16 protein-coding genes, 3 tRNA genes, 9 pseudogenes and 1 riboswitch are annotated in these 24,924 nt (G+C 64.0%); of the genes and pseudogenes, 4 read left to right on the forward strand and 24 right to left on the reverse strand.

Going from position 1 to position 24,924, the window contains the following annotated elements; all coding sequences use genetic code 11:
• Nucleotides 1–29 precede the first annotated feature (29 nt).
• Nucleotides 30–2,551 (forward strand): annotated as a pseudogene (locus tag LN139_RS14850) (penicillin acylase family protein).
• Nucleotide 2,552: 1 nt separating this feature from the next.
• Nucleotides 2,553–3,218, forward strand: coding sequence for a DNA oxidative demethylase AlkB (alkB, locus tag LN139_RS14855; RefSeq protein WP_236360432.1), 666 nt, complete (start codon nucleotides 2,553–2,555; stop codon nucleotides 3,216–3,218).
• On the opposite strand, the gene LN139_RS14860 is transcribed toward alkB, so the two are convergent.
• From LN139_RS14860 to alaS, 7 genes and pseudogenes are all read right to left on the reverse strand, one after another.
• Nucleotides 3,203–3,832 carry a DUF998 domain-containing protein gene (locus LN139_RS14860; protein WP_236354689.1) on the reverse strand — a complete coding sequence of 210 codons (630 nt, stop codon included), beginning with the start codon at nucleotides 3,830–3,832 and terminating at the stop codon, nucleotides 3,203–3,205. The two genes, alkB and LN139_RS14860, sit on opposite strands and share 16 nt — an antisense overlap.
• A gap of 137 nt (nucleotides 3,833–3,969) precedes the next feature.
• Nucleotides 3,970–4,046 (reverse strand) — tRNA-Arg (locus LN139_RS14865).
• 75 nt (nucleotides 4,047–4,121) lie between these two features.
• Nucleotides 4,122–4,198, reverse strand: a tRNA-Arg gene (locus LN139_RS14870).
• Between the two features lie 121 nt (nucleotides 4,199–4,319).
• Nucleotides 4,320–4,407, reverse strand: a tRNA-Ser gene (locus tag LN139_RS14875).
• 61 nt (nucleotides 4,408–4,468) lie between these two features.
• Nucleotides 4,469–4,657, reverse strand: coding sequence for a carbon storage regulator CsrA (gene csrA / locus LN139_RS14880; RefSeq protein ID WP_097085511.1), 189 nt, complete (start codon nucleotides 4,655–4,657; stop codon nucleotides 4,469–4,471).
• 121 nt (nucleotides 4,658–4,778) lie between these two features.
• The gene (locus tag LN139_RS14885) at nucleotides 4,779–6,014 is read right to left on the reverse strand and encodes an aspartate kinase (protein WP_236354691.1); all 1,236 of its coding nucleotides are present in this window, start codon (nucleotides 6,012–6,014) and stop codon (nucleotides 4,779–4,781) included.
• Between the two features lie 98 nt (nucleotides 6,015–6,112).
• A pseudogene (alaS, locus tag LN139_RS25770) lies at nucleotides 6,113–8,734 on the reverse strand (alanine--tRNA ligase).
• Nucleotides 8,735–9,027: 293 nt separating this feature from the next.
• A riboswitch (FMN riboswitch) is annotated at nucleotides 9,028–9,173 on the forward strand.
• Nucleotides 9,174–9,257: 84 nt separating this feature from the next.
• Between alaS and LN139_RS14905 the strand changes: the two are divergent.
• Nucleotides 9,258–9,759: pseudogene (locus tag LN139_RS14905) on the forward strand (6,7-dimethyl-8-ribityllumazine synthase).
• Between the two features lie 196 nt (nucleotides 9,760–9,955).
• Here LN139_RS14905 and LN139_RS14910 read toward each other — a convergent pair.
• From LN139_RS14910 to LN139_RS14970, 12 genes and pseudogenes are all read right to left on the reverse strand, one after another.
• The gene (locus LN139_RS14910) at nucleotides 9,956–10,933 is read right to left on the reverse strand and encodes a succinylglutamate desuccinylase (RefSeq protein WP_236354694.1); all 978 of its coding nucleotides are present in this window, start codon (nucleotides 10,931–10,933) and stop codon (nucleotides 9,956–9,958) included.
• Nucleotides 10,934–10,983: 50 nt separating this feature from the next.
• Nucleotides 10,984–11,268 (reverse strand): annotated as a pseudogene (locus LN139_RS14915) (topoisomerase II); the annotation flags it as partial.
• An 18-nt stretch (nucleotides 11,269–11,286) separates the two neighbouring features.
• Nucleotides 11,287–12,629: pseudogene (astB, locus tag LN139_RS14920) on the reverse strand (N-succinylarginine dihydrolase).
• 63 nt (nucleotides 12,630–12,692) lie between these two features.
• The gene (astA, locus tag LN139_RS14925) at nucleotides 12,693–13,709 is read right to left on the reverse strand and encodes an arginine N-succinyltransferase (RefSeq protein WP_236354697.1); all 1,017 of its coding nucleotides are present in this window, start codon (nucleotides 13,707–13,709) and stop codon (nucleotides 12,693–12,695) included.
• A gap of 30 nt (nucleotides 13,710–13,739) precedes the next feature.
• Nucleotides 13,740–14,759, reverse strand: coding sequence for an arginine/ornithine succinyltransferase subunit alpha (aruF, locus tag LN139_RS14930; RefSeq protein ID WP_236354700.1), 1,020 nt, complete (start codon nucleotides 14,757–14,759; stop codon nucleotides 13,740–13,742).
• Nucleotides 14,760–14,817: 58 nt separating this feature from the next.
• Nucleotides 14,818–16,037 (reverse strand): annotated as a pseudogene (locus tag LN139_RS14935) (aspartate aminotransferase family protein).
• Nucleotides 16,038–16,305: 268 nt separating this feature from the next.
• Entirely contained in the window at nucleotides 16,306–17,463 is a 1,158-nt protein-coding gene (locus tag LN139_RS14940; RefSeq protein ID WP_236354702.1) for a glutathionylspermidine synthase family protein, read from the reverse strand.
• Nucleotides 17,363–18,145 (reverse strand): DUF1190 domain-containing protein, encoded by a 783-nt coding sequence (locus tag LN139_RS14945; RefSeq protein ID WP_236354705.1) that lies wholly within the window; start codon nucleotides 18,143–18,145, stop codon nucleotides 17,363–17,365. The genes LN139_RS14940 and LN139_RS14945 overlap by 101 nt, the downstream gene beginning before the upstream one ends.
• 25 nt (nucleotides 18,146–18,170) lie before the next feature.
• Nucleotides 18,171–18,596, reverse strand: coding sequence for a DUF350 domain-containing protein (locus tag LN139_RS14950; protein WP_236354706.1), 426 nt, complete (start codon nucleotides 18,594–18,596; stop codon nucleotides 18,171–18,173).
• Between the two features lie 14 nt (nucleotides 18,597–18,610).
• Nucleotides 18,611–19,257: pseudogene (locus tag LN139_RS14960) on the reverse strand (DUF2491 family protein).
• A gap of 52 nt (nucleotides 19,258–19,309) precedes the next feature.
• Complete coding sequence (locus tag LN139_RS14965) at nucleotides 19,310–20,008, reverse strand: PspA/IM30 family protein (protein WP_236354717.1); 699 nt, start codon at nucleotides 20,006–20,008, stop codon at nucleotides 19,310–19,312.
• Between the two features lie 15 nt (nucleotides 20,009–20,023).
• Nucleotides 20,024–20,449 carry a DUF2170 family protein gene (locus LN139_RS14970; RefSeq protein WP_236354720.1) on the reverse strand — a complete coding sequence of 142 codons (426 nt, stop codon included), beginning with the start codon at nucleotides 20,447–20,449 and terminating at the stop codon, nucleotides 20,024–20,026.
• Between LN139_RS14970 and LN139_RS14975 the strand changes: the two genes are divergently transcribed.
• Complete coding sequence (locus tag LN139_RS14975; protein WP_236354721.1) at nucleotides 20,448–20,591, forward strand: hypothetical protein; 144 nt, start codon at nucleotides 20,448–20,450, stop codon at nucleotides 20,589–20,591. The genes LN139_RS14970 and LN139_RS14975 overlap by 2 nt on opposite strands.
• Before the next feature lie 32 nt (nucleotides 20,592–20,623).
• Here LN139_RS14975 and argR read toward each other — a convergent pair.
• From argR to LN139_RS15000, 5 genes and pseudogenes are all read right to left on the reverse strand, one after another.
• Nucleotides 20,624–21,605, reverse strand: a pseudogene (gene argR / locus LN139_RS14980) (transcriptional regulator ArgR).
• Between the two features lie 31 nt (nucleotides 21,606–21,636).
• Complete coding sequence (locus LN139_RS14985) at nucleotides 21,637–22,401, reverse strand: ABC transporter ATP-binding protein (RefSeq protein ID WP_236354737.1); 765 nt, start codon at nucleotides 22,399–22,401, stop codon at nucleotides 21,637–21,639.
• Nucleotides 22,402–22,420: 19 nt separating this feature from the next.
• A complete protein-coding gene (locus tag LN139_RS14990; protein WP_236354739.1) occupies nucleotides 22,421–23,527 on the reverse strand; it encodes a succinylglutamate desuccinylase/aspartoacylase family protein in 1,107 nt (368 codons plus the stop codon).
• Between the two features lie 3 nt (nucleotides 23,528–23,530).
• Nucleotides 23,531–24,229: an ABC transporter permease gene (locus LN139_RS14995; RefSeq protein ID WP_236354742.1), complete on the reverse strand. Its 699-nt coding sequence runs from the start codon at nucleotides 24,227–24,229 to the stop codon at nucleotides 23,531–23,533.
• 4 nt (nucleotides 24,230–24,233) lie between these two features.
• Nucleotides 24,234–24,913: pseudogene (locus LN139_RS15000) on the reverse strand (ABC transporter permease).
• Nucleotides 24,914–24,924 lie beyond the last annotated feature (11 nt).

A 24,924-nucleotide genomic window follows, 5' to 3' on the forward strand; every position in this document is an offset into this window, starting at 1 on the left:
CTTTCCGTTCCCCCTGCGCAGGAGCCCCCATGTCGCGCGCGTTTGCTTTTCGTTTTGCCTCCACGGCCGTATTCGGCAGCGTGCTGGGCCTGGCCGGCTGCCAGGGCTGGCTCGACGACCGCTACGAGGGCAGCCTGCCCCCTGCGCAAGGTGTGCAGCCGCTTACCGGCCTGGGGCAGAACGTTTCGGTGCGGCGCAATGCGCTGGGCATGCCGCTGATAGAGACCAGCAACTTTCACGACGCGCTGTTCGCGCTGGGCTATGTACACGCCAGCGACCGCATCAGCCAGATGGCCAGCATGCGCCTGCTCGCACAAGGCCGGCTGTCGGAACTGGCAGGCCCGGCAGCGCTGGACGTGGACCGTTTCATGCGCACCGTCGATCTCAAAAGCCGTGCAGGGGAGCTGTACGCGGCTGCATCGCCGCGCATGAAGCAGTTTTTCGAGATCTACGCCCGCGGCGTGAATGCCTGGCTGTTCCGCTATCGTGACAAGTTGCCGATGGACCTCGCCGAGGCAGGCTATACCCCTGAATACTGGAAGCCCGAAGACTCTGCGCTGCTGTTCTGCCTGATGAACTTCAGCCTCTCGAGCAACCTGCAGGAAGAGCTCAACTCACTGGTGCTGGCGCAAAAGTAGGCGCCGACAAGCTCGCCTGGCTGTTGCCCATCTACCCCGACGAGGCACTGCCCTTCAGCGAAGCCGACAAACTCAAAGGCCTCAACCTCGCTGGCCAGTTCGCCAACCTCGATGCCGTGCGCCAGCAACTGGCTGCCTTGGGCCAGGGCGGCCTTGCGGCGTCGAACAACTGGGCGTTCGCCCCCTCGCGCAGCCGAAGCGGCAAAAGCCTGCTGGCCAACGACACGCACCTGCCGATCGGGCTGCCTTCAGCCTGGAACTTCGTACAACTGCGCTCGCCGAAATTCCAGGCTGCCGGCATCACGCTGGCCGGCGTGCCGGCCGTTGTAGCGGGCTTCAACGGTAAGCTGGCCTGGGGCATGACCATGGTCATGGGCGACAACCAGGATGTGTTCCTCGAGCAGCTCAAGCGAGATAACGGCCGTTTGATGTACCTGGAAAACGGCCAGTGGCGCCCGGCCACCGTGCGTAGCGAAACCTACTTCATCAAGGGCGAAAAACCCGTGCGCGAAGCCGTGTATTCCACTGCGCACGGCCCACTGCTCAACCCGGCGTTGGGTGAGCGCAAACTCGACCTCCAGCCGTTGGGTGTCACCAGCCGCTACGGCCTGGCGCTGAAAACACCGGATCTGAAGGGCGACAAATCCCTCGATGCCTTCTTCGACCTGACCCGTGCAGGCAGCGTTGAAAAAGCCTTCGACGCCAGCCGCGACATTCGTGCCATCGCCCTCAACCTGGTATTTGCAGACGCCCAGCACATCGGCTGGCAGGTGACCGGCCGCTATCCCAGACCGCAAGGACGGCAAGGGCCTGGTGCCTTCGCCAGGCTGGGCTGGCCAGTACGACTGGGACGGCTACGCCGATGCGATGCTGCATCCCTACGATCAGGACCCGGCCCAAGGCTGGCTGGGCACGGCTAACCAGCGCACCGTGCAGCCGGGCTATGGCATGCAGTTGTCCAGCTCCTGGTACTACCCCGCGCGCAGCGAGCGCATGGCCCAGCTGGCCGCCAATGGCAAGCAGGACGCTCGCAGCATGATCGCCATGCAATACGACCAGACGACCACCTTCGCCGCCAAGCTTCAGCAGATGTTCCAGGCTCCCGGCATGGCAGGCCCACTGAAGCAAGCGATCGAAGCGTTGCCAGAGGCCGATCGCAGCCGAGCGCGTGAAGCGCTGAGCCGGTTGATGGCGTTCAATGGCAACCTCAGCCCCACCTCAGCCGATGCGGCGCTGTATGAGTTGTTCCTGCAGGAAAGCTGCAAGCAGATCTTCCTCGACGAACTGGGGCCGGAAGACAGCCCCAGCTGGAAGGCCTTCGTCGCCAACGCCGATACCAGCTATTCGGCGCAGGCCGACCACCTGCTCGGCCGCGATGACAGCCCGTTCTGGGATGATGTTCGCACCCTCAGAAGGAAGACAAACCGGCCATCCTGGCCCGCAGCCTGGCTGCCGCCGTACGCGCAGGCGAAGCACAACTGGGCAGCGATCGCCAGGCATGGCAGTGGGGCAAGCTGCACCAGTACACCTTCACCAGCGACAGCACCAGGCTGGCGCCATGGCTCAACGCGACTCAACGCGCCAGCGTCTCGGCGCTCAGTGGCTACCTCAACCGCGGCCCGTTCCCGGCAGGTGGCGACCAGGACACCCTCAATGCTTCAGCCTGGCACTGGGGCGGCAGCAATTTCGACGCCTGGCTGATCCCGGCCATGCGGATCGTCGTCGACTTTGGCCAGCCGGAGCCCATGATGGGCGTGAACAGCACTGGCCAGTCGGGCAACCCGGCCAGCCCTCACTACGCCGACAGCATCGATGCCTGGCTCAAGGGGCGCTACGTTACCTTCCCGATGCAGCCGCAAAATTTCGACAAGGCCTACGGCACCCAGCGCTTGACCCTGGTGCCCGGCAAGTGAGCTGAAACATGTACACCCTCGACCTGTTCACAGGTCTCGAGCCCTCCCCGGCCCGCCTCGCGCTCTCGGCGAGGCGGCCTGGCACCTTCCCGGATTCGCTTTGCCTTGGGTTGAAGGTCTTTACCCTGAGCTGCTGGCCGTCCGTGCCCAGGCGCCACTGCGGCAGCTGAGCACGCCAGGCGGCGGGCGCATGAGCGTGGGCACCACCAGTTGCGGCGCATTAGGCTGGGTAAGCGACGCCCGGGGCTACCGCTACACACCTTACGATCCTGAAAACGGCCAACCCTGGCCCGCAATGCCAGCCCTGTTCGCTGAACTCGCTCGCGAGGCTGCGAGCGCGGCAGGCTTCGAGGGCTTTGCGCCGGATGCCTGCCTGATCAACCACTACCGGCCGGGTGCCGGTATGGGGCTGCATCAGGATCGCGACGAGCGCGACCTGCGCGCACCGATCGTCTCGGTTTCATTGGGCATTGCCGCCGTATTTCTTCGGGGTGGCCACCAGCGCAGCGACAAGCCGCAGCGTATAGCGCTGGCACACGGCGATGTGGTGGTGTGGGGTGGCGTGGACCGCCTGCGCTTTCACGGCGTGCTGCCGCTGGCACCAGCCACGCACCCGAGGCTGGGCGCGCGGCGGATCAACCTGACGTTCCGTCAGGCACGCGCCTGACGACGAATCAGCATCCAGGCGAAGACTGCCACCCAGATCAGCTGGCTGAAATAGTTGAAACGCTGGTAGAGGCCGAAACTGGTCTCCATCTGCGCAGCAGCCGCCATCCACGGAATGGACGCGACAGTGGCGAAGGTCAGGATGATCGACCAGAAGCCGAACCAGCGCTCTTGCACGCGGAACGCCAGCCAGCTCCACAGGGCACTGGCTGCAAGCAGGGTGAGCAACATCGCGAACCCTGCCGTGTTATGGATCAGCTGTGAGGCAGAGGGCTCCACCGGCTTGCACAGCGCATCGCAAGGGAAGTACCCGGTAAAGAGATTGGCCAAGCCATGGAGCCCGATCAGCACGCCCGTGAACCTGCCGAGCCTGGGCAGGTTCGGGGTAAAAATGACGCCCAGGGAAAAGATGATGAAGAACAGGCCCAGCGGATAGTTGTCGATCAGTGGCGATATAGCCTGCGTGGGCGAGCCTACCGCACCCAAAGCGCTCATCGCCTGGTTGATGTGGCTGTAGCCGGGGTAAAAATGGCTGGTGACGATCAGGCCCAGCAGCAGCCAGAAAGGAATGATCAGGCCCACGGCGTAGGCCGGGGTGCGTCCGTTGACGGGCATGACGGGAGGCGTCCGTTGAAAATGGGGACAAGACCTTACAACAGCGGGGTGAGCAGCACAACGCAAGGCTCGCCCGGCTCCACCATTTCCAACGCGCAAAGAAAAAGCCCGCATCTATCGATGCGGGCTTTTTTATATGGCGCACTCGAGAGGATTCGAACCTCTGACCGCCCGGTTCGTAGCCGGGTACTCTATCCAGCTGAGCTACGAGTGCGTGTTGGTATTTTTAGACCAGATCACCACTGGTTTTACCTGAAGCCAACGTAACTAGGTTAGTTGACTTCGGATATGGCGCACTCGAGAGGATTCGAACCTCTGACCGCCCGGTTCGTAGCCGGGTACTCTATCCAGCTGAGCTACGAGTGCGTATTTCGTGTGGCGCATTGTAGAGATTTTCTTACTGCTGTCAAACTCTTTTTCTCAGTGATTTCAATCACTTAGGTTTTTGAGCCAGACTGCCGAGGTTCTACAACACAACCTTGAATAATGGCGGAGAAGGGGATTCGAACCCCGACACCCTTTTGAGGTGTACTCCCTTAGCAGGGGAGCGCCTTCGGCCACTCGGCCACCTCTCCGCAACACGGGGCGTATATTAACCAGCTTCCTCCCCGTTTGCAAACTAAAAAACGATAAAAATTAAAGGCTTGGTTCTTCGTCTTTCTCTTTCTTGATGCGCTGGTAGATTTCCTCGCGGTGAACTGCCACTTCCTTGGGCGCATTCACGCCAATACGCACCTGGTTGCCCTTCACGCCCAGCACGGTCACAGTGATCTCGCCATCGCCAATCACCAGGCTTTCCGCACAGCGGCGGGTCAAAATCAGCATTTACTACTCTCCTACGTACAACAGTCGGTAACCGACACGTCTGCGAAAAATGCGGGGCTGCGCAGTGGCAGCAGAAAAACAAAAGGCGCGCCACGAAGGCGCGCCCGGAAGCGAAACGGGTTTATTCCGCCTGGCTGTTGCTGGCGTCCAGTTCGAACGCGGTATGCAGCGCGCGCACGGCCAGCTCCAGGTACTTCTCCTCGATCACCACCGACACCTTGATTTCGGATGTCGAGATCATCTGGATGTTGATGCTCTCCTTGGCCAGTGCCTCGAACATGCGGCTGGCAACGCCGGCATGGGAGCGCATGCCTACGCCTACGATCGACACCTTGGCGATCTTGGTGTCACCGATCACTTCACGCGCGCCGATTTCCTGAGCGGTGGCTTCCAGCACCTGCTGGGCCTTGACGTATTCGTTGCGGTGCACGGTGAAGGTGAAGTCGGTGGTGTTATCGTGCGAAACATTCTGCACGATCATATCGACCTCGATATTGGCCGCGCTCACCGGGCCAAGGATCTTGAAGGCCACGCCCGGGGTATCAGGCACGCCACGGATCGTCAGCTTGGCTTCGTCGCGGTTGAAAGCGATGCCGGAAATGATCGGCTGTTCCATGGTTTCCTCTTCGTCGATGGTAATGAGGGTACCGGGCCCCTCCTGAAAGCTGTGCAACACGCGCAGCGGGACGTTGTACTTGCCGGCGAACTCCACGGCGCGAATCTGCAGCACCTTGGAACCGAGGCTGGCCATTTCGAGCATTTCCTCAAAGGTGATCTTTTCCAGCCGGCGCGCCTGGGCCACCACGCGCGGGTCGGTGGTGTAGACGCCGTCGACGTCTGTGTAGATCTGGCACTCGTCAGCCTTGAGGGCTGCGGCAAGCGCCACGCCGGTGGTGTCGGAGCCGCCGCGGCCGAGCGTGGTGATGTTGCCCTGCTCGTCCACACCCTGGAAGCCCGCGACCACGACCACGCGGCCCTGCTTGAGGTCGGCGCGGATACGCTGGTCGTCGATCTGCTGGATACGTGCCTTGGTGTGCGAATCGTCAGTGAGGATGCGCACCTGGTTGCCGGTATAGGACACCGCCGGCACGCCGCGCTCGATCAGCGCCATGGCCAGCAGGCCGATGGTCACTTGCTCGCCGGTCGAGACGATCACATCCAGCTCGCGCGGGCTGGGCTGCTCGCTGATCTGCGTGGCCAGGCCTATCAGGCGGTTGGTCTCGCCGCTCATGGCCGACACCACCACCACGATATCGTGACCTTCAGCGCGGAATTTCTTGACCTTCTCGGCCACCTGCTGGATCCGCTCGACCGTGCCGACCGAGGTGCCCCCAAACTTTTGTACGATCAAAGCCATCTTAATTGCCGCCTCAGCCCGTGAAGGGCGCCCATTAAACTATCAAACCCAGCTCGGCCATAGCCCGGCATGCTGGCGCCGAGCCTGTGGCCGGTTGCTTAAAGCCCTTGCTCGACGAAAGGCACCGCCAACGCCAGCGCGCTGTCCAGTGCGCCGATGTCGACTCCGCCGCCCTGAGCCATGTCCGGGCGGCCACCGCCCTTACCGCCGACCGCTGCGGCAGCCTGTTTCATCAGGTCGCCTGCCTTGACCTTGGCCGACAGTTCCTTGGAAACGCCGGAAACCAGAACGACTTTACCTTCGTGCACGCCGCCCAGCAGGATCACGCCCTGCCCAAGCTTGTTCTTGAGCTGGTCGACCAGCGCCAGCAGGCCTTTGCCGTCCACGCCATCCAGGCGCGCGGCCAGGACCTTGGCGCCTTTGACGTCCAGCGCCTGGGCGCTGAGATCGTCGCCGGCGGCACTGGCTGCCTTGGCCTGCAACTGCTCGAGCTGCTTTTCCAACTGGCGGTTGCGCTCAAGCACTGCACCCAGCTTGTCGACCAGGTTGTCGCGGCTGCCCTTGAGCAGGTTGGCGGCTTCCTTGAGCTGGTCTTCGGCACTGTTGACCCAGGCCAGCGCGGCGGCGCCGGTGATGCCTTCTACACGGCGAACGCCGGAGGCTACACCGCCTTCGCTCACAATCTTGAACAACGCGATGTCGCCAGTGCGCTTGGCATGAATACCGCCGCACAGCTCGACGGAAAAATCACCGCCCATGGTCAGCACGCGCACGCTGTCGCCGTATTTCTCGCCGAACAGGGCCATGGCGCCCTTGCGCTTGGCGCTCTCGATGTCCATCTCCTCGGTTTGCACCGGAGTGTTGCGGCGGATCTCGGCGTTGACGATATCTTCGATCTGGCGCAGTTGCTCAGGCTTGATCGCCTCGAAATGGCTGAAGTCGAAGCGCAGGCGCTGCGAGTCCACCAGCGAGCCTTTCTGCTGTACGTGATCACCGAGCACGATACGCAAGGCGGCGTGCAGCAGGTGCGTGGCGGAGTGGTTCAGCGAAGTGGCCTGCTGCAAGGCAGCCTCGACCTGGGTGCCGACTTTTTCACCGACCTTCAACGCGCCGAGGGTGATCACACCATGGTGCAGGAACGCACCGCCGGTCTTGGTGGTGTCGCGTACTTCGAAGCGCGAATTGGCGCCTTGCAGGTAGCCGCGGTCGCCGATCTGGCCGCCGGATTCTGCGTAGAACGGCGTCTGGTCGAGAATCACCACGCCTTCCTCGCCCTCTGCCAGCGCGTCGACCACCTGGCCGGCCTGATACAGCGCCACCACGGTGGCTTCGCCGGTGTGCTCGCGATAGCCGGTGAACACGGTGTCCTTGTCGACCTTGACCAGGCTGTTGTAATCCATGCCGAAGGCGCTGGCCGAACGGGCGCGCTCACGCTGGGCCTGCATCTCGCGCTCGAAGCCGGCCTCATCCAGAGAGTTCGCGTTCGCGGGCGATGTCGCCGGTCAGGTCCATGGGGAAGCCGTAGGTGTCGTAGAGCTTGAAGATCACCTCACCTGGTACGACGTTGCCCTTGAGCTCGGCCAGGTCCTGTTCGAGGATCTTCAGGCCTTGCTCCAGCGTCTTGGCAAATTGCTCTTCCTCACCTTCGAGCACGCGCTCGATGTGCGCCTGCTGGGCGTTGAGCTCAGGGAATGCCACACCCATCTCGCCGACCAGTGCGGCGACGATACGGTTGAAGAAGCTGCCCTTGGCGCCAAGCTTGTTACCGTGGCGGCAGGCGCGGCGGATGATACGGCGCAGCACATAGCCACGGCCTTCGTTCGAGGGCAGCACGCCGTCGGCGATCAGGAAGCCGCAGGAGCGGATGTGGTCGGCGACGACCTTCAGCGAAGGCTGCCCCTCGTTGGCGCAGCCGATGGCCTCGGCTGCTGCGGCCAGAAGGTTCTGGAACAGGTCGATCTCGTAGTTCGAGTGCACGTGCTGCAGCACGGCGCTGACGCGCTCAAGGCCCATGCCGGTATCGACCGACGGCGCCGGCAGCGGGTGCAGCACACCATCGGCGGTGCGGTTGAACTGCATGAAGACGTTGTTCCAGATCTCGATGTAGCGGTCGCCGTCTTCTTCGGGCGAGCCGGTGGGCCACCCCAGATGTCCGCGCCGTGATCGTAGAAGATCTCGGTGCACGGGCCGCACGGGCCGGTGTCGCCCATGGTCCAGAAGTTGTCCGAAGCGTAGGGTGCGCCCTTGTTGTCACCGATGCGCACCATGCGCTCGGCGGGGACGCCGATTTCCTTGGTCCAGATGTCGTAGGCTTCGTCGTCCGTGGCGTAGACGGTCACCCAGAGCTTTTCCTTGGGCAGCTTGAGCCAGTTTTCGCCGGTCAGGAACGTCCAGGCGAAGGTGATGGCGTCACGCTTGAAATAGTCGCCGAAGCTGAAGTTGCCCAGCATTTCGAAGAAGGTGTGGTGGCGCGCCGTGTAGCCGACGTTTTCCAGGTCGTTGTGCTTGCCGCCGGCGCGGACGCACTTCTGGCTGCTGACCGCGCGGGTGTAGGCGCGCTTCTCCTGGCCCAGGAAGCAGTCCTTGAACTGGTTCATCCCCGCGTTGGTGAACAGCAGGGTCGGGTCGTTGTTGGGGATCAGGGAGCTGGAGGCGACACGGGTGTGGCCTTGTTCTTCGAAGAAGCTGAGGAAGGCTTCACGGATTTCTGCGCTTTTCATAGGTTCTTCCACGGAGACTGCGGCCCAGGGCGTGGGCTGAACGTCGGATCGACGGCAAAGGGCCGCATTATATCGGCCCTGTCGGCTGGGTACAGCGGGTTTGTACGATTGGGACCATAGTTTTACACGGGGCCTTTTCCCCGCGACATTGGCATGCTCGGCAGCGCCACCGCTTGCGGTGTGCCCTGCGCGAACTCGAGGCCTGAGTCTAGCGCAGGCGTTGTCGGCCGTGGCCAGCGCTGTTCAGCGCGCTGATAACTATGGTAATAATTGGTTCGCCGCACCCTGTGCGGTAACGTTCTCAGGGCGGGGTGCGATTCCCCACCGGCGGTAATGGCGCACAACGCCTAGCCCGCGAGCGCTTCCCACACGGGGAGGTCAGCAGACCCGGTGCGATTCCGGGGCCGACGGTCATAGTCCGGATGAAGAGAGAACGGGATTCACGCCCAAGGGCCGCCCGCGCGTACCCTTAAGATCCCCTTCGATCCGATGCCCTGTTTCATTTATGAACAGGAGATTCGCCATGCAACCCGTTTCATTCGACAGCAAGCACCACGAGCGCATCGCTTTCGTGCAGGCCTGTTGGCACAAAGATATCGTCGACCAGGCGCGTTTGGGCTTCATCGCCGAAATGGCTCAGTTGGGTTATCAGGAACAGGACATCGACTTCTTCGAAGTCGGCGGTGCCTACGAAATCCCGCTGCACGCGAAACTGCTGGCCAAGAGCGGCCGCTACGCAGGTGTCATCGGCGCCGCATTGGTGGTCGACGGCGGCATCTACCGCCACGACTTCGTGGCGCAGACCGTGGTCGGCGCCCTGATGCAGGTGCAGATTGGAAACCGAGGTGCCGATGTTTTCGGTAGTGCTCACCCCGCATCACTTCCATGACGGCAAGGAGCACCACGATTACTTCTTCCGCCACTTCGAGCTCAAAGGCCAGGAAGCGGCACGCACCTGCGCCGATACACTCGCCAAGGTGCGCAGCCTGCGCCGCCTGAGCGCGCCTCAGAAAGTCGCCGTCTGATCAGGACAGCCGCCCGTTGCACGTCGATCTTCAAGGCTTTGTCGCCCGTTACACGGCGTCCGGCCAGCCGGCCTCCCACTTGATTGAAGGGCTCTGCCGAGCCTAGGTGGGAGGCCGGCTTGCCGGACGCCGTGTAACGGGCGACGTGTAACGGACGCCGCGTATCAAGCGACGTACAGGCCTCACCCACACTGAATCACAACGGCACCACCACCAACCCCGCGCGCATGCCATTGCGCACCCGCGCGCTGGGTAACACCAACCGCTCGCCCTGCTCTTCTACCAGCCAACGCGTGGCCTCATCGACTGCCAGCAACGTGCCCCGAGGCAGCTCGCTGAAATGCTCGATGCCCTCGCCCAGGCGCCACTGGAAAGCGTCGCTGTGCTTGACGATCTCCCGCACTACGCGAAAAGGTTGCAGCTCATCAGCCAGCGACTCGTCCGGCAGTGCGCCCTCGCCCTGGATCAGCCCGCGCAGGCGTTGTTCGAGCGCTGTGTAAAACCCGTGGCTGGCTGGCAGGTTGCCCATTTCGAGATTGAACGCATCCACCCCCAGATGCTGCCGGCTGTAACCACTGAAGGTCGGAACCTCGGCGCGGTGATAGAGCACCCCGCGCATGCCCAGGGTTGCCAACCGCGCCAGTTGCGCACGCGAAGGGCTTGCACTCTCATGCCATGGAGAGATCGCGAACGGGCCAATGGCCGAAGCGCGTACCGAGGTGTGCAGATCGTAATGCAGCCGCGCTCGCCCTGGCTGAGCAAAGAAGGCATCGGCCAACCGCTCCAGCTCACCGGCACGAATCGCATCCGGCCCGGACGATAGCTCATGGCCGCCGCAGAACAGGCGATTGAGATCCTGCTCCAGATAGCGGCCGCCGCGGCGCAACGCACCCGGGCTACCGAACAGGAAAAGTACCCGCGCGCGAGGCTGCAGCTCGCCCCGGGCGATGGCGTGAATCAATTCGTCGAGCAAAGCCACCGGTACGGTTTCATTGCCGTGCAGCCCTGCCGACAGCAACAGATCGAGCCCGCAGTCACGGGCGACCGAGGGCGTCACCTCCAGTGCCCCCTCGGCCAGCCAGCGCAAGCGGGTGCCGGCAACGGTCATCTGGGTTTGCTGCGCAGGCTCCCGGCCCGCCAGCGTCAGTTCAAGCAGCTTGCCGAGTGAAAGCATCGGGCGAATCCTTGTGCCGGTAAGCCGGAGGAACCGGTCAGCTGATGGTGGCCGCAGTCAGGGCCATGCACATGCCCATCTTCGTCATCGTCACCGGCGTCGGCAGGTTCCATCTCCAACTGCAGGCTCACAAGGTTGGTCGCCATCGGGCGCAGCACCAGATTGGCATATTCGGTATCGCCGTCCTCGACGTCGACCCCGATCAGCAACTGGCCGCTGCCATCCTGCTGAATCCACAACTCCTTGCCCTGCCACACCACCGCCATGCGCGTGCAGGAGGTTTCCAACTGGGTACCGTCGTCGTCTTCGAGGATCAGGCGCAGTGCATCAGCCATGTGTTCGTTCCCTTCTGGTCATCGTTGAAAGGGATAGACCGACCCGATCCCCAGGATCGTGGTCAGCTCATCCAGCGCGGTTCGGCATTCTTGCAGCAACTGAGGGTCGGCCAGGTCCGCTTCGCTCAGGCGATCACGGTAATGGCGCTGCACCCAGAGGTCGAGCCGCTCATGCAATTGCGCGGTCATCATAACCCCTGGCGTGACCGCTGCCAGCTCCTTCTCGTTGAGCACCACACGCAGGCGCAGGCACGCCGGGCCACCGCCATTGCGCATGCTCTGCTTGAGGTCAAAGGGCAGCACCCGGGTGATTGGCCCGCCACTGGCGAGCAACTGCTGCAGGTAACGCCATACACCGGCGTGCTGGCGGCACTCCTCGGGCACCAGCAGGCACATGCCGCCCTCGGGCAAGGTCAGCAATTGGCTGTTGAACAGGTAGAGCGCACCGCGTCTTCCACAGAGACCTGATCGCCCAGCACGCTGATGGCGTGCAACTGCCCACCGCGCAAGGCCAGCCGAGCCCGTAGTGCTTCCATTACACGCTCGCTGTCGACGAACGCCTGTTCGTGATGCAGCAGCACGGGGCCATTGGCCACCGCGATCACATCGTTATGGAACACGCCCTGGTCGATTACATGCGGGTTCTGCTGAGCGAACACCACAGCAGCCCCATCCAGGCCGTGCAGGCGGGCCACGGCCTGGGAGGCCTCAAGCGTCTGGCGTGCGGGATAGTGCAGGGGCGAGGGTTTACGCCCGTCATAGGCACTGCGGCCATACACGAACAGCTCCACACCCGGGCTGGCATGGCTGGCGCACAATCGGCCGTGGTTGGCCGCGCCTTCGTCACCGAACGCCTGCACAGCAGGCAGCGCCGGGTGGTGAGCGAAATGTGCCGGGTCGTTGAACATGGCCTCCAGCAAGCGGCTGGTGGTGCTGTGCTCAAGGCTGCGATGGAACTTGCAATTGAGGTTGGCAGCGGTGAAGTGCACGCGGCCATCCGCCGTGTCGGAACTCGGGCTTACCGTGGCAGCGTTCGCCACCCACATGCTCGACGCCGAACTGCTGGCCACGAGCAACGGCAAAGCCTGGCGTGCGGCTTTTTCGATCACCTGAGCGTCGCTGCCGGCAAAGCCCAGCCTGCGCAGCGCCGCAACGTCCGGGCGTTCCTGCGGCGGGATCACGCCTTGGTGCAAACCCATGTCCATCAGCGCCTTCATTTTCGAAAGGCCCTGGCGCGCAGCTTCGCGCGGGTTCGCCACGGCCTGGCCATTGCTCTGCGAGGCCAGGTTGCCCCACGACAAGCCACCGTAATTGTGCGTCGGCCCCACCAGGCCATCAAAATTGACTTCGAACGCTCTCATCGGCGCGGCTCCGAGCTTCACTCTCATCAGGCGGCAGGCTCTGGTGGCCCGCTCGCCGGGTATTCAGCCCGCCAGCGGCACAGCACGCACCTGGTCGCCCGGGTACAGGCGCAGGCGCTGGGCGGTGGCCGGGTCGACCACCAGGGTACCGGCGGCCACGCGCGCCGGGGCCGCGACGATGCGGCACTCTTCGCGCAGGCGGTTATGGATCAGATAAGGCGCCGCGCTCTCACCTGCGGTGCCCACTGCCAGGATCAATACCTGGCTGTCTCGTACCGCGCGAATGCGCGCGGTTTCGCACTCAACTGCTGGGCCTGCGTCGAAGATGTCGACATAACCCTGGTAGCTGAAGCCTTCGGCCTCCAGCATCGCCAGCGCCGGTTCCGATTCGGGATGCACCCGGCCGATCACTGCGCGCGCCGCGTCCGAAAGGAAACAGGTGTAGAGCGGAAACTTGGGCATCAGCTCGGCGATGAACGCACGGTTGCCGACACCTGTGAGGTAGTCGGCCTGGCTGAACTCCATCCTGAAAAAATGCCGGCCAAGGCTCTCCCAGAACGGCGAGCGACCGGTTTCATCGCTCATGCCGCGCATTTCGGCCATCACGCGGCGCCCGAACAGCTCGGGGTATTGCGCCATGAACAGCAACCGAGCCTTCGCCAGCAGTCGGCCATTGAGGCCTGTGCGCATGTCCTGGCGCAGGAACAGCGAGCACAGCTCGGAGTTGCCGGTCAGGTCGTTGGCCAGGAACAGCGTAGGGATTTCACGGTAGATGTCGAGCTCGCGCGAGGCATTGACGGTCAGCCCCACGCGGTAGTTGTACCAGGGCTCCCGCTGGCCGACTGCGGCGATGATGCCGCTGATGCCGACCACCTTACCGCTGTCGCTTTCCAGCACGAACAGGTAGTCGGCATCGGCGCGCTCAGCCTCGCCGCGGAAGGCTTTTTCAGCCGCAGCCACACGCTCGGCCAACCGCGTTTCGTTAGGCGGCAAGGTGGTCAGGCCAGTGCCGGCGCCGGCCCCGTGGGCCAACTCGATCAGCGCTGGCAGGTCACTGCCGCGCACAGGGCGAACGATCATGCTTTCTCCTAAGGCTGCCCGGCGAGGGTCTCAAACCGGTATCAGGCGCACGCTGGCGCCATCGCTTACATTCAGCGCTTGGGCCTGGGCCGCGCTCAGGGTCAAGGGCTGGCCAGGTGCCCAGTCCAGTGTCAGCATCACCGCGCGATAATCCTGCAACTGCTCGTTGCTGAGCAAGTAAGGCCGCCCGTGGCTCGGCTCGCCCTCACCCAGCCGCACCGCCACCAGGCGGCTTTGGGCAATCGAGCGGATGCCAGACACCCGCGCGTTAAGAGTAGGGCCGCCGTCGAAGATGTCGATGTAGTGGTCGGTCTCGAAACCTTCGCGCATAAGGATATCGAAGGTCACCTGCGCGCGCGGGTGCACCTGGCCCATGGCTTCCTGGGCAGTGTCGGGGAGCAGCGGCACGTAGATGGGATAGTGCGGCATCAGCTCGGCGATGAAGGTACGGCTGTTGAGCCCGCACAGCCGTTCGGCCTCGGCATAGCTGATGTTGAAGAAGTTGCGCCCTACCGCATTCCAGAACGGTGAGTCACCGTTTTCGTCGCTGTAGCCGACGATCTCGGTCACCACCGATTCGGCGAAGCGTTCCGGGTGCCCGGCCATGAACAGCAGGCGCGCGCGAGAGTTGAGCTCGGCCCACGCGCTGCGCACCAGTTCCGGCACTACATAGAAGCTGGTCAGCAGGCTGTTGCCGGTCAGGTCATGGCAGGGCGAAAGCACGTGGATCTTGTTGTGGATCGCCAGCTCCCGCGACGCGTGCACGAAAGTCTCGTTGCGAAAGCTGTAGAACGGCTCGCTGTACCCGGCCGACGCCACGATGGCGGAACAGCCCATCGAACGAGCGGTGGCGAGGTCCTCGAGCACGAAGAAGTAGGTTTCCTCGCCATTGAACATCACCTCAGCAGCGAATGAAGATTCCGACGCAGCGATCTTGTCGGCCAGGCGCTGGGCATCGTTGGGCAAGGACGTGACGCCGATAGGGCTGTCAGCCGCCAGCCGCTGCACCTCCTGAAGGTCCGCCATTCGCGCAGGGCGCATCACCAGCATCGTGCCACTCCTAAGAAAACAAGGGTACAGGCCGGGGGCACGCCCCCGGCGCAAGGGCTCAGGCCCCGGTCAGCTCGGCCACGGCGCGCTCGAAGCGGTCCAGGCCCTCGTCGATGTCGGCGTTGTCGATCACAAGGCTCGGCGCGAAACGGACGACGTCCGGGCCTGCCTGCAGGATCATCAAGTCATGCTTTTCAGCCATCTTGAAGAACTCGCCGGCCTTGCCCTTCCAGGCCTCGGTGAGCACACAGCCGATCAGCAAGCCTTTGCCGCGCACCTGGCTGAACACGCCGTAGCGCTCGCCGATGCCGCGCAGGCGCACGTTGAAGCGCTCGGCACGCAATTGCACGCCTTCGAGCACTTCCGACGTATTGACCACATCCACCACCGCCTCGGCCACCGCGCAGGCGAGCGGGTTGCCGCCATAGGTGGTGCCGTGCACACCGACGCTGAAATGCCTGGCCAGCGCCTCACGGGTGAGCATGGCGCCGATCGGAAAGCCCCCACCCAGGCTCTTGGCGCTGGAGAGGATGTCCGGCACCACGCCGTAGTTCATGTAGGCGAACAGCTTGCCGGTACGGCCCATGCCGCTCTGCACTTCGTCGAACACCAGCAGCGCATTGTGCGCATCGCACAGCGCGCGGGCGCCTTCGAGGTAGGCCTGGTCGGCCGGCAGCACGCCGCCTTCGCCCTGGATCGGTTCGATCACCACGGCGCAGGTTTTTCGGAAATGGCCGCTTCCAGCGCTGCCAGGTCGTTATAGGGCACGTGAGTGATGCCTTCGATCTTCGGCCCGAAACCATCGGAATACTTGGGCTGGCCACCCACGCTTACGGTGAACAGCGTGCGCCCGTGGAAGCTGTTGAGGCAGGCGATGATCTCGTTTTTCTCCGGCCCGAAGCGATCATGCGCAACACGCCGCGCCAACTTGAACGCAGCCTCGTTGGCTTCGGCGCCGGAGTTGGAGAAGAACACCCGGTCGGCGAAGGTGGCGGCTACCAGCTTCTTGGCCAGGCGTAGCGTCGGCTCGTTGGTGAACACGTTGGAGACGTGCCATACCTTGTGCGCCTGCTCGGTGAGCGCCTTGACCAGCACCGGGTGCGCATGGCCCAGCACGTTGACCGCGATGCCACCAGAGAAGTCGACCAGTTCTCGGCCTGCCTGGTCCCACACGCGGGAGCCAGCGCCTCGCACCGGAATGAAGCCGGCAGGGGCATAGGTAGGCACGATGACTTGATCGAAGTCGGTGCGCTGCACCGCGGGGTGCTCAACGGACATTGCAGTCTCCTGAAACGAAGCGCGCACCCGGCGAAGGTGGCGATTGGGGAAGAAAGTGTAAGGATTGGCCGGGCCAGGGCCTTGTCGCCAGGCGACAACTTGTTACAACCTGAACCCGTCACGCCCCGAGGCTTATATCCAGGCGACATAAAACTACGGGAATGCGCAGTTTATACGTTGCCGAGGGCGTTTTGGAACGGGGTATTTCGAAGCGTGCTGGATTTACGTTGCGCACGCGCTGCACTTGCGCTGCACCCGCGCCGCACCCTCAATCCAGCACCACGTGCGGCAGGAAGCGGCTGCTGTCCTTGGTGATCAGGCTGTCGTCTTCTCGGATGCCGATACCGGCAGGCACATCCCCCACCACCCACGAACCGATCAGCGTGTAGCTGTCGCCAAAGCGAGGCAGTGGCGCCATGGCCTGCAGGATGTAGGGGGCGTCGGTGTAAGGCCCGCTCTCCTCTACCCGCTGGCCCTGTTCGGTACAGAGTTCGATATTGGCGCCTTCGCGAGAGAAAAACGGCTTGCGTACCCGACCCTGCGCGACCGGCTTCGCGGGGGCCGGGTCGACGAACGCTGGCAGCAAATTCGGGTGGCCCTCGAAGAACCGCCACAGCAAGGGCAGGATCCCCTTGTTGCTGATGATCGCCTTCCAGGCTGGCTCGATGAACTGCGTGCCGCTGGCGGCCACTGCCTGGCCGAACGGCTCCTCGAAGATGTGCTCCCAGGCGTGCAGCTTGAATAGCCGGGTGATCGGCTCGCCCGCCAGATCAATGAAGCGGCCCTGGGTATCCAGCCCGATGTCCTGCAGGTCGATGTGGCGCGTGTCGATGCCGGCGTGCGCCGCCATGCGCCGGAGGAAGTCGGTGGTGCCGCGGTCCTCGCTGGAACCGGCGATGGCGGAGAACCACCAGGGGCTGGCGTTGCCGAAGGTCGCCAGCGCCCTCACCAGGTCCTCGGCAAGGGTATTGAACTGGTTGGCCTGCGCTGGCAGCTCGCCGCTGGCAATCTGCTCCTCGAGCCACAACAGCTGAATGGCGCCGGCCTCGAGCAATGAGGTCGGTGTGTCGTAGTTGGCCTCCAGCAGCTTGGCCGGGCCGCTACCGTTGTAGGAAAAATCGAAGCGCCCGTACAGATGCGGCTCGGCCCTGCGCCACGAGTCGCGCACCAGATCATGAAAAGCGGCGGGAATCGAAAGCTCGGTGAGCAACTGCTCGCTCTGAACGACACGATCAACGACCTCCAGGCACATCTGATGCAACACCCGAGTGGGCGATTCCAGGTCATGCGTCACCTGCCGCTCGGTGAAGCGATAGTAGGCGCGCTCATCCCAATAGCGCTCGCCGTCGAAGGTGTGAAAGCCAAAGCCCTGGGCTTCCACACGCGCCTGCCAGTTCGGGCGCTCGGCGATCCGGATCTTTTCCATGCTCAGCCGCCGGAGCTGAAGCCGCCCGGGTGGAGCTGCCCCAACCGCTGCGTGCGGTGGCGGAGCTGCCAAAGCCCCCACGCGATACCGCCGAACCGATCGACTCGCTACGCCCGAGGGTCTGCGGCACGTAGCTGCCGGTGCTGCGCGCCTGGGTCGAGCGGCTGAAGGTCTGGCCGTTACCCGCCTGGCGCGACAGGGTGGAGGTCGAGTAACCGCCACTGCGATTGCGCATATCGTAGATGGGCTCGGAGTAATAGCGGTTGCCCCCGCCGCCGAGCATCTGCCCCAGCAGCAGCCCAGTGAGCATGCCGTTGCCACCATCACCGCCCTGGGCGCGCGCCTGTTCCGCGGCCTGCCGCGGTACGTCGCCCGACATCGCCAGCTCGAAACCACCCAGGCGAGGCACGTACGTGCCATCGGAGGTGACCTGGCAATAGCCAGGCACGAAGTCTTCGTCGCACGCGGCCTGGTCGTCATAGGTGGGCGCTATCTTGCGGTGGTCGTCCAACGCATGCATGTACGCGTTGGAGCACACATCTACTGGTACCTTGGCGTCCACACACTCCTGCACGGTCTTGAAATCCTTGCGCGCGGTGACATTCACCGAGTCATCGCAGCCGGCCAATGCCAAGGGCAGCGCGCCGACCAGCACCAGCGTCGCGCAGCTTCGGTTTCTCATCGCATTCTCCTTGTGCGAGGTGGGCTCAGGCCGCTGGCGTCATGCAGGCGGAATTGAGCAGGCCGACACTGATGGCGACGGCTGCCGAATAGATGGCTGCCGACAGCTCACCGCGAGCGATGCGCGCCGACAGCCCCTTGAGCACCAGGCTGGTGGCGCCAAAGGCCAGCAACTGCACGACCGCTGCGATCAACACCCACACGGTGAAATCCAGCACGCTGATGCTGTAGGCGATGATGTTGCTCGCCGGCAGCGCGAAGCCCACCAGCGAACCGCCCAGGGCCACGGCGGCAGCCACGTTGTTTTCGCGGATCAGCTCGAATTCGCGGTGCGGTGTGATGCGGGTGTAGATGAACTGGAACAGGGCAAAGAGCGCTGCCGCAACGGCGATGTAGACGATGAAGCCAAACACGGCCGTGGCATTGAGCGACAGGGCGAGTGCGTCGAGCATGGGGGATGTCCTTGTCAGAGAACCTGAAGGTCAGGCAGTTGCAGGGTCACACCCACCGCAGTGGTGAGGGTGACGTTGCCCTGCTCGTCTTCCTCGACGGAAAACAGCAGGTATTCCTTGCGATTCACCAGGCCGATCTCGCGCGCGTAGAGCATCGCGTGGTGCTTGACCGTATAGCGGGCCTCGGGGCTGGTCACCGATTCGAGCAAGGGTACCAGTTCGGCGAGGCCCGTTTCACTGCCCCACTGGCGCTCGAAGATTTCCCCTCGTGCTCCAGGGTCGGCAGGCCGACAGTCGCGGTCAGCCGTTGCAGTTCAGCCTTGCTGGTGACGCTCAGCGCGCTGAAGTAGCCGAACAGCTGCACCTCATCGATAGCCTCATTGCCTGGGCCGCCCATGACCACCTGCAGGAAGTAATCTTCGTCGTCCAGGTAATAACGCAGCAGGCGGCTGCCCTGCCCCAGCTCGATGCTGCCGCGAGCGCAGATCTTTTCATCACCGGGCACCACCACATAGGAATGGCCGCCAAGCAGGCTCGCCAATGACGACGAGAAGCTCGGCATACGCCCGATGTCCAGGCCAAGCGGCCCATCCGCCCCGGCTTGCGGCGCCGCCTTGGCCGCTGGCGCCTCCAGGCCCAGCATGCGTTTGATCAGGCCCATGGCCTCGCTCCTTGCTTGAGGGGGCGCAGACGGGAGCCTGCGCCGCGCCAGGTTACTGCGGTGGGTTCTGCTTGGCCTTCAGGCGGGCCAGCACATCGGCGCCACTGGTAGCGGATGCCCCGATGCCAGCCTGCTGCAGGCGCCGCTCCAGGTCGCCACCGTTGGCAGCGTTGGCCAGCTCTTCGGCGGCTTCGAGCTTGGCGTCCTGCTCGTCCTGGCGTTGCTTGATACGGGCCAGCGAGTCGACGGCTGTTTCCAGCTTGCCATTGGCACCGCCGGTGGCTGTGGCAGTGGCTACGCGGGCCTGCTGCACGCTTTCGCGAGCCTTGGCCATTTCAACCTGCTGCTTGAGGCCCTTGATCTGCGCCTCGGCCTTGCTCAGCTGGGCTTGCAGGGCATTGGCCTGCTGCCCGAACTGGTCGGCCAGCACCTGCTCCTGATTGCGCTGGCCTTCGATCTCGGCGACCTTGGCGGCGCACTCGGTGGCCAATGCTTCTTCGCCCTTGTTCAGCGCGGCCATGGCCTTGCCTTCCCAGTTGGCGATGTCGTTGTTCAGCGCGTCGAGGCGCTGCTGCGAGAGCTTGTGCCGCGCCTTGATATCGACCAGGCCATTGCGCGCCTTGAGCAGGGCTGCCTCGGCATCGCGTTGCTCCTGTTCGAGAATGCGGATGGCGTTTGCGTCGACGATCGCCTCACCGGCTTCGGACACGCCGCCACGTACGGCAGTGATGATTTTTTTCCAGATACTCATGAAAGGCGGCTCCGGTCAGGCAGTGAAATGGTCGGCGAAGGCTTCGCTGGCGCGTACCAGGTTTTCGGCGAGTGTATCGATCTCGCGCACGATCACCGGCAGCGGCGATTCGGCGCTCAGTGCGCCGAACAACCCGTAATAGGCGATGCCACCCACCTGCTCGATGCACACCGCCGACAGCGGGAACAGTTCGCGGCTGCGCAGCACGGTGTCGTTGAACGCGGCGCGATCCTCCACCTTGCTTGCCTCCACCAGCAGGCCGTCGACCAGTACCTGGTCACCGGAGATCGCCAGTTCCAGGGCAAAGCCGTTGAGGTTGAGCCGCAGCACCGGTGCCGGGCCTTCCTGCAGGGCCAGCGCCAGGGCACCGCTGGTCACACGTTCATGTTGCTGCAAGGCCTGGTGCAGCGATGTGATGGACCACGCTGAGGTATCGCTCATGAGCACTCCTTTTCTTCCGCAATGGCACCTGCAGGCGCCGGGCTTGAATGGCGAGATTCGCGTTACCGACGAACTCTTTCCTTGTGCGCGCAAACTACAGCGCTCGGGCACGGCTGAACAGCGCCGCGCCACTATCCGCTGACTTTTCTTACAGAACAATCATGACAAGATCGGTCAGCCGCGCTCTGCCGGTGCCGACGCCAGCTCGAACGGGCTGCCGCCGCGGCGCTGGTTGCGGTCTTCGCGGGGGGTGGCACCGAAAAAATTGCGATAGGCGCTGGAAAAGTGCGGCCCGGACGAGAAACCGCACGACAGGCCGATCTGGATGATCGACTTGCTGGTCTGCAGCAACATCTGCCGCGCCTTGTTCAGGCGCAGCTCCAGGTAGTACTGGCTGGGCACGCGGTTCAGGTACTGCTTGAAGATGCGCTCCAGTTGCCGGCGCGACACGCACACGTGCTGGGCAATTTCGTCGGTGGTCAGGGGCTCTTCGATATTGGCCTCCATCAGCACCACCGCCTGGGTCAGCTTGGGGTGGCTGGAGCCCAGGCGATTCTGCAGGGGAATGCGCTGGCGCTCACCGCCCTCACGGATACGCTCCACCACCAGCTCTTCGGACACCGCGCCGGCGAGCTCGTTACCGTGGTCGCGCGCCAGCATCGCCAGCATCAGGTCGAGCACGGCGATGCCGCCACAGGCGCTGAGGCGGTCGCGATCACAATCGAACAGGTGGCTGGTGGCGATGACCTTGGGAAAACGCTCGGCGAAGTCGTCCTGCCAGCGCCAGTGCACTGCTGCCCGGTAGCCGTCGAGCAGGCCTAGTTGCGCCAAAGGATCAGATGCCCGCCCCCAGAGCGCCCATCACGCAGCCGCTTCGCGCCAGTTGCTTGAGCGCGGTGCCCAGGGCCGGGGGCAAAGCCTGTGGTGGTTCATCGGCCACCAGGAAAAGCCGCTGGCACCCCTCGAGCGCACCTGCCCATTGCCCACCAGGCAACTGCCAGGCGCCCGCAGCCTGCGGTTGGGCCTGGAAGAACGACAGCTCGTAGCTCACATCCGGATGTACCCGGGCCGCGACCTCCAGCGCTTCTTCGGCCAGGGCCAGGGTCATGGGCCTGGTGCCGGGCCAGATCAGAAAACCGATTCGCGGTGGAGTCATGGGGGCAATTACGCTCACAGGCTAGAGGCGACTATTTAAGACTACCGGAAAGGAATTGGCGCAGCCGCGCCGATTTCGGATCGCTAAGCACCTCGCGGGGTGCGCCCTGCTCCTCGATCAGGCCCTGATGCAGGAAGATCAACTGGTTCGATACTTCGCGAGCGAAACCCATCTCGTGAGTGACCACCACCATGGTGCGCCCCTCGCGGGCCAGCGACTGCATCACGCCCAGCACGTCGCCCACCAGCTCAGGGTCGAGCGCCGAAGTGGGTTCATCGAACAGCATAACCTCCGGCTCCATGGCCAGGGCGCGGGCGATGGCTACGCGTTGCTGTTCGCCGCCGGACATGTGTGCAGGATAAGCGCCCTTGCGGTGGGCCACGCCGACCTTGGCAAGGTAATGCTCGGCACGCTCGCGGGCCTCGGCCTTGCTCACCCCCAGCACCTGAACCGGGGCCTCCATGACGTTTTCCAGCGCGCTCATGTGTGCCCACAGGTTGAAGTGCTGAAACACCATCGAGAGGCGCGAACGCATGCGCTGCAACTGGGCGCGGTCGGTGGCATGCAACGCCCCGTCCTTGCCTGGCGCAAGCTTCAGGGCCTCGCCATTGAGGCTGATGACGCCAGCGTGGGGCTGTTCGAGCAGGTTGATGCAGCGCAGAAAGGTGCTCTTGCCCGAGCCACTGGAGCCGATGATGCTGATCACATCGCCGGCACCGGCCGCGAGCGAGACGCCCTTGAGCACTTCGTTGTCGCCGAAGCGCTTGTGCAGGTCCTGGACCTGAAGCTTGTACATAGGGTTGGTATCCGTCGATTCAGTCACTGAGCAGCCGCCCTTCGCGAAGCGGCTGGGCGCCGGCCACCTTGGCCAGCCACACCCCGGGCTGGGCATAGCGCAGGCGCTCCACCGCGAACAGCACGCCGGCGATGGTGGAACGCACCACAGTGGCCCGGTCGCCCAAGGGGTCGATCACCTCGAACAGCGCATCGCCCGGCTGCACCTGGGTGCCTGGCTGGCTCAGGTAGCTCACGACCCCGGCGTGGGGCGGGTAATACAATTGCGTGCCGGCGAACGGCAGGCCCTCGCAGGAAGGCTGGGCCGCGATGGGTGCCTCGCCTGCGATCAGCCCTTGTTCGGTCAGAAACGCCAGGATGCCTTCAGCGTGAGCCTCGGCCTGCGCCGGGCCAGTGTCGGCCTGCCCGCCGAGTTCCAGCGTGGTCGCCATGCAGGCCAGCGGCACGTGGTCGAATTGGCGAGACAAACGCAGCCAGGGCAGTGAACAGGCCTCATCGAAGCTGCTGCCGCCGGAGTCCTCGGCCAACAGCCCGACCGCCATGCCCAGGTGAGCGGCCAGCGAGCGCCACTGGGGCCAGTGCTGCGGCAGGGCGTACATGTGCAGTGCCGCCTCGGCGTCGCAATGCAGGTCGAGCATGATGTCGGCGTCGCAGGCGTGGCTGAGCAACAGGCGCTGCAGCCCCTCGAGCGCTGTGCTGGGTGCACGCAGGCTTGCCAGGTGGTCGCGCATCGCCTGGCGGATCATCTGGGTATTGGCATGTGGATCGTCGCCGAGGCGGCCTTGCAGCGCCTCGGCCACGGGAGCAGACAGCTCGACGAAGTCCCGATTGAAATTGCGCCCGCTACCCTGCTCGAAACGCCCCTGATGCACGCCTTGTAGCAACTGCCCAAGGCCCAGCGGGTTGGCCACGGGCACCAGCTCGATGGTACCCAGCAGGCGCTGCTCGGCTTCAAGCCTGGCCAGGCGCTGCTTCAGTGCCCACGCCGTGCGCATGCCCGGCAGCTCGTCGGCATGCAGGCTGGCCTGGATGTAGGCCTTGCGCTCACCCTGGCCAAAACGGAATACGCTCAGGGTACGTTCGGTACCCAGGCTGCTCCAGGGCAGGCGGTGGTCGATTCTTTGCATGGTTCAGCCCCTGCGCGGAGAAAGGTAGGCGAGCCAGCGCCGCTCGGCCAGGCGAAACAGCCGCACCAGCAGCAGCGTCAAGGCCAGGTAGAAGGCCCCAGCGGTGACATAGGCTTCGAACGGCAGGTAGTACTGCGCGTTCACCGCCCGTGCGGCGCCGGTGAGATCCATCAGCGTGACGATCGACGCCAGGCTGGTGGTCTGCAGCATCATGATCACTTCATTGCTGTACTGCGGCAGCGCACGGCGCATCGCCGAGGGCAGCAGGATACGCCGGTACATCGTGGCCGGCGACATGCCCATGGCCCGCGCGGCCTCGACTTCACCCGACGGCGTGGCGCGCAGGCTGCCGGCGATGATCTCGGCGGTGTAGGCGCTGGTATTGATGGCAAAGGCAAGGCAGGCGCAGAAGGTTGCACTTGAAAGCCACGGCCACAGCACGCTCTGGCGAACCGCCTCGAACTGCGCCAGCCCGTAGTAGATCAGGAACAACTGCACCAGCATCGGCGTGCCGCGGATCACGTAGGTGTAGCACCAGGCCGGCAGGTTCACCCAGCGCCTGGGCGACACCCGCATCAATGCCAGCGGCAGCGCCACCAGCAACCCGAACGCCAGCGCGATTGCCAGCAGCTTGAGGGTTTCGAGCAGCCCGGCAAGATACATCGGCAGGCTCGCCCACACCACGGTGTAGTCGAAAATCACAGGTTCACCTCTTCACGCCGTGGCTGTAGCGCCGCTCGACCCACTTGAGCAGCAGCAACGATACGCTGGTGATGACCAGGTACAGCGCCGCCACCACCAGGTAGAACGTGAACGGCTGGCGCGTGGCATCGGCTGCCTGCTTGGCCTTGAACATCATGTCCTGCAGGCCCACCACGCTCACCAATGCTGTGGCCTTGGTCAGCACCAGCCAGTTGTTGGTGAAGCCCGGCATTGCCAGGCGCACCATCTGCGGCACCAGCACGCGGAGGAACACCTGCAGCGGGCGCATGCCATAAGCCATGCCCGCCTCGGCCTGGCCGGCGGGAATCGCCAGGAAGGCGCCGCGGAAGGTCTCCGACAGGTACGCGCCGAAGATGAAACCCAGGGTGAAGATTCCGCATGCCAACGGATCGAGGTCGATGTAGTCGTCATGGCCCAGCATGGGTGCGACACGATTGAGCAGGTCCTGGCCGCCGAAGAAGATCAGCAGGATCAGCACCAGGTCGGGAATGCCGCGAATGACCGTGGAATAAACGTCGCCCAACCACGCCAGCGGCCGCACCGGGGACAACCGCAAGGCAGCCCCAGCAGGCCCAGCGCGATCGCCAGAGCCATCGACGCCAGCGCCAGCTGCAGCGTAAGGCCAACGCCCTCGACGATCAGTTCAGCGTAACCGCTCAGCATGGCCGCACACC

The organism is Pseudomonas sp. KNUC1026, assembly GCF_021650705.1.
Taxonomy (GTDB): Bacteria; Pseudomonadota; Gammaproteobacteria; order Pseudomonadales; family Pseudomonadaceae; genus Aquipseudomonas.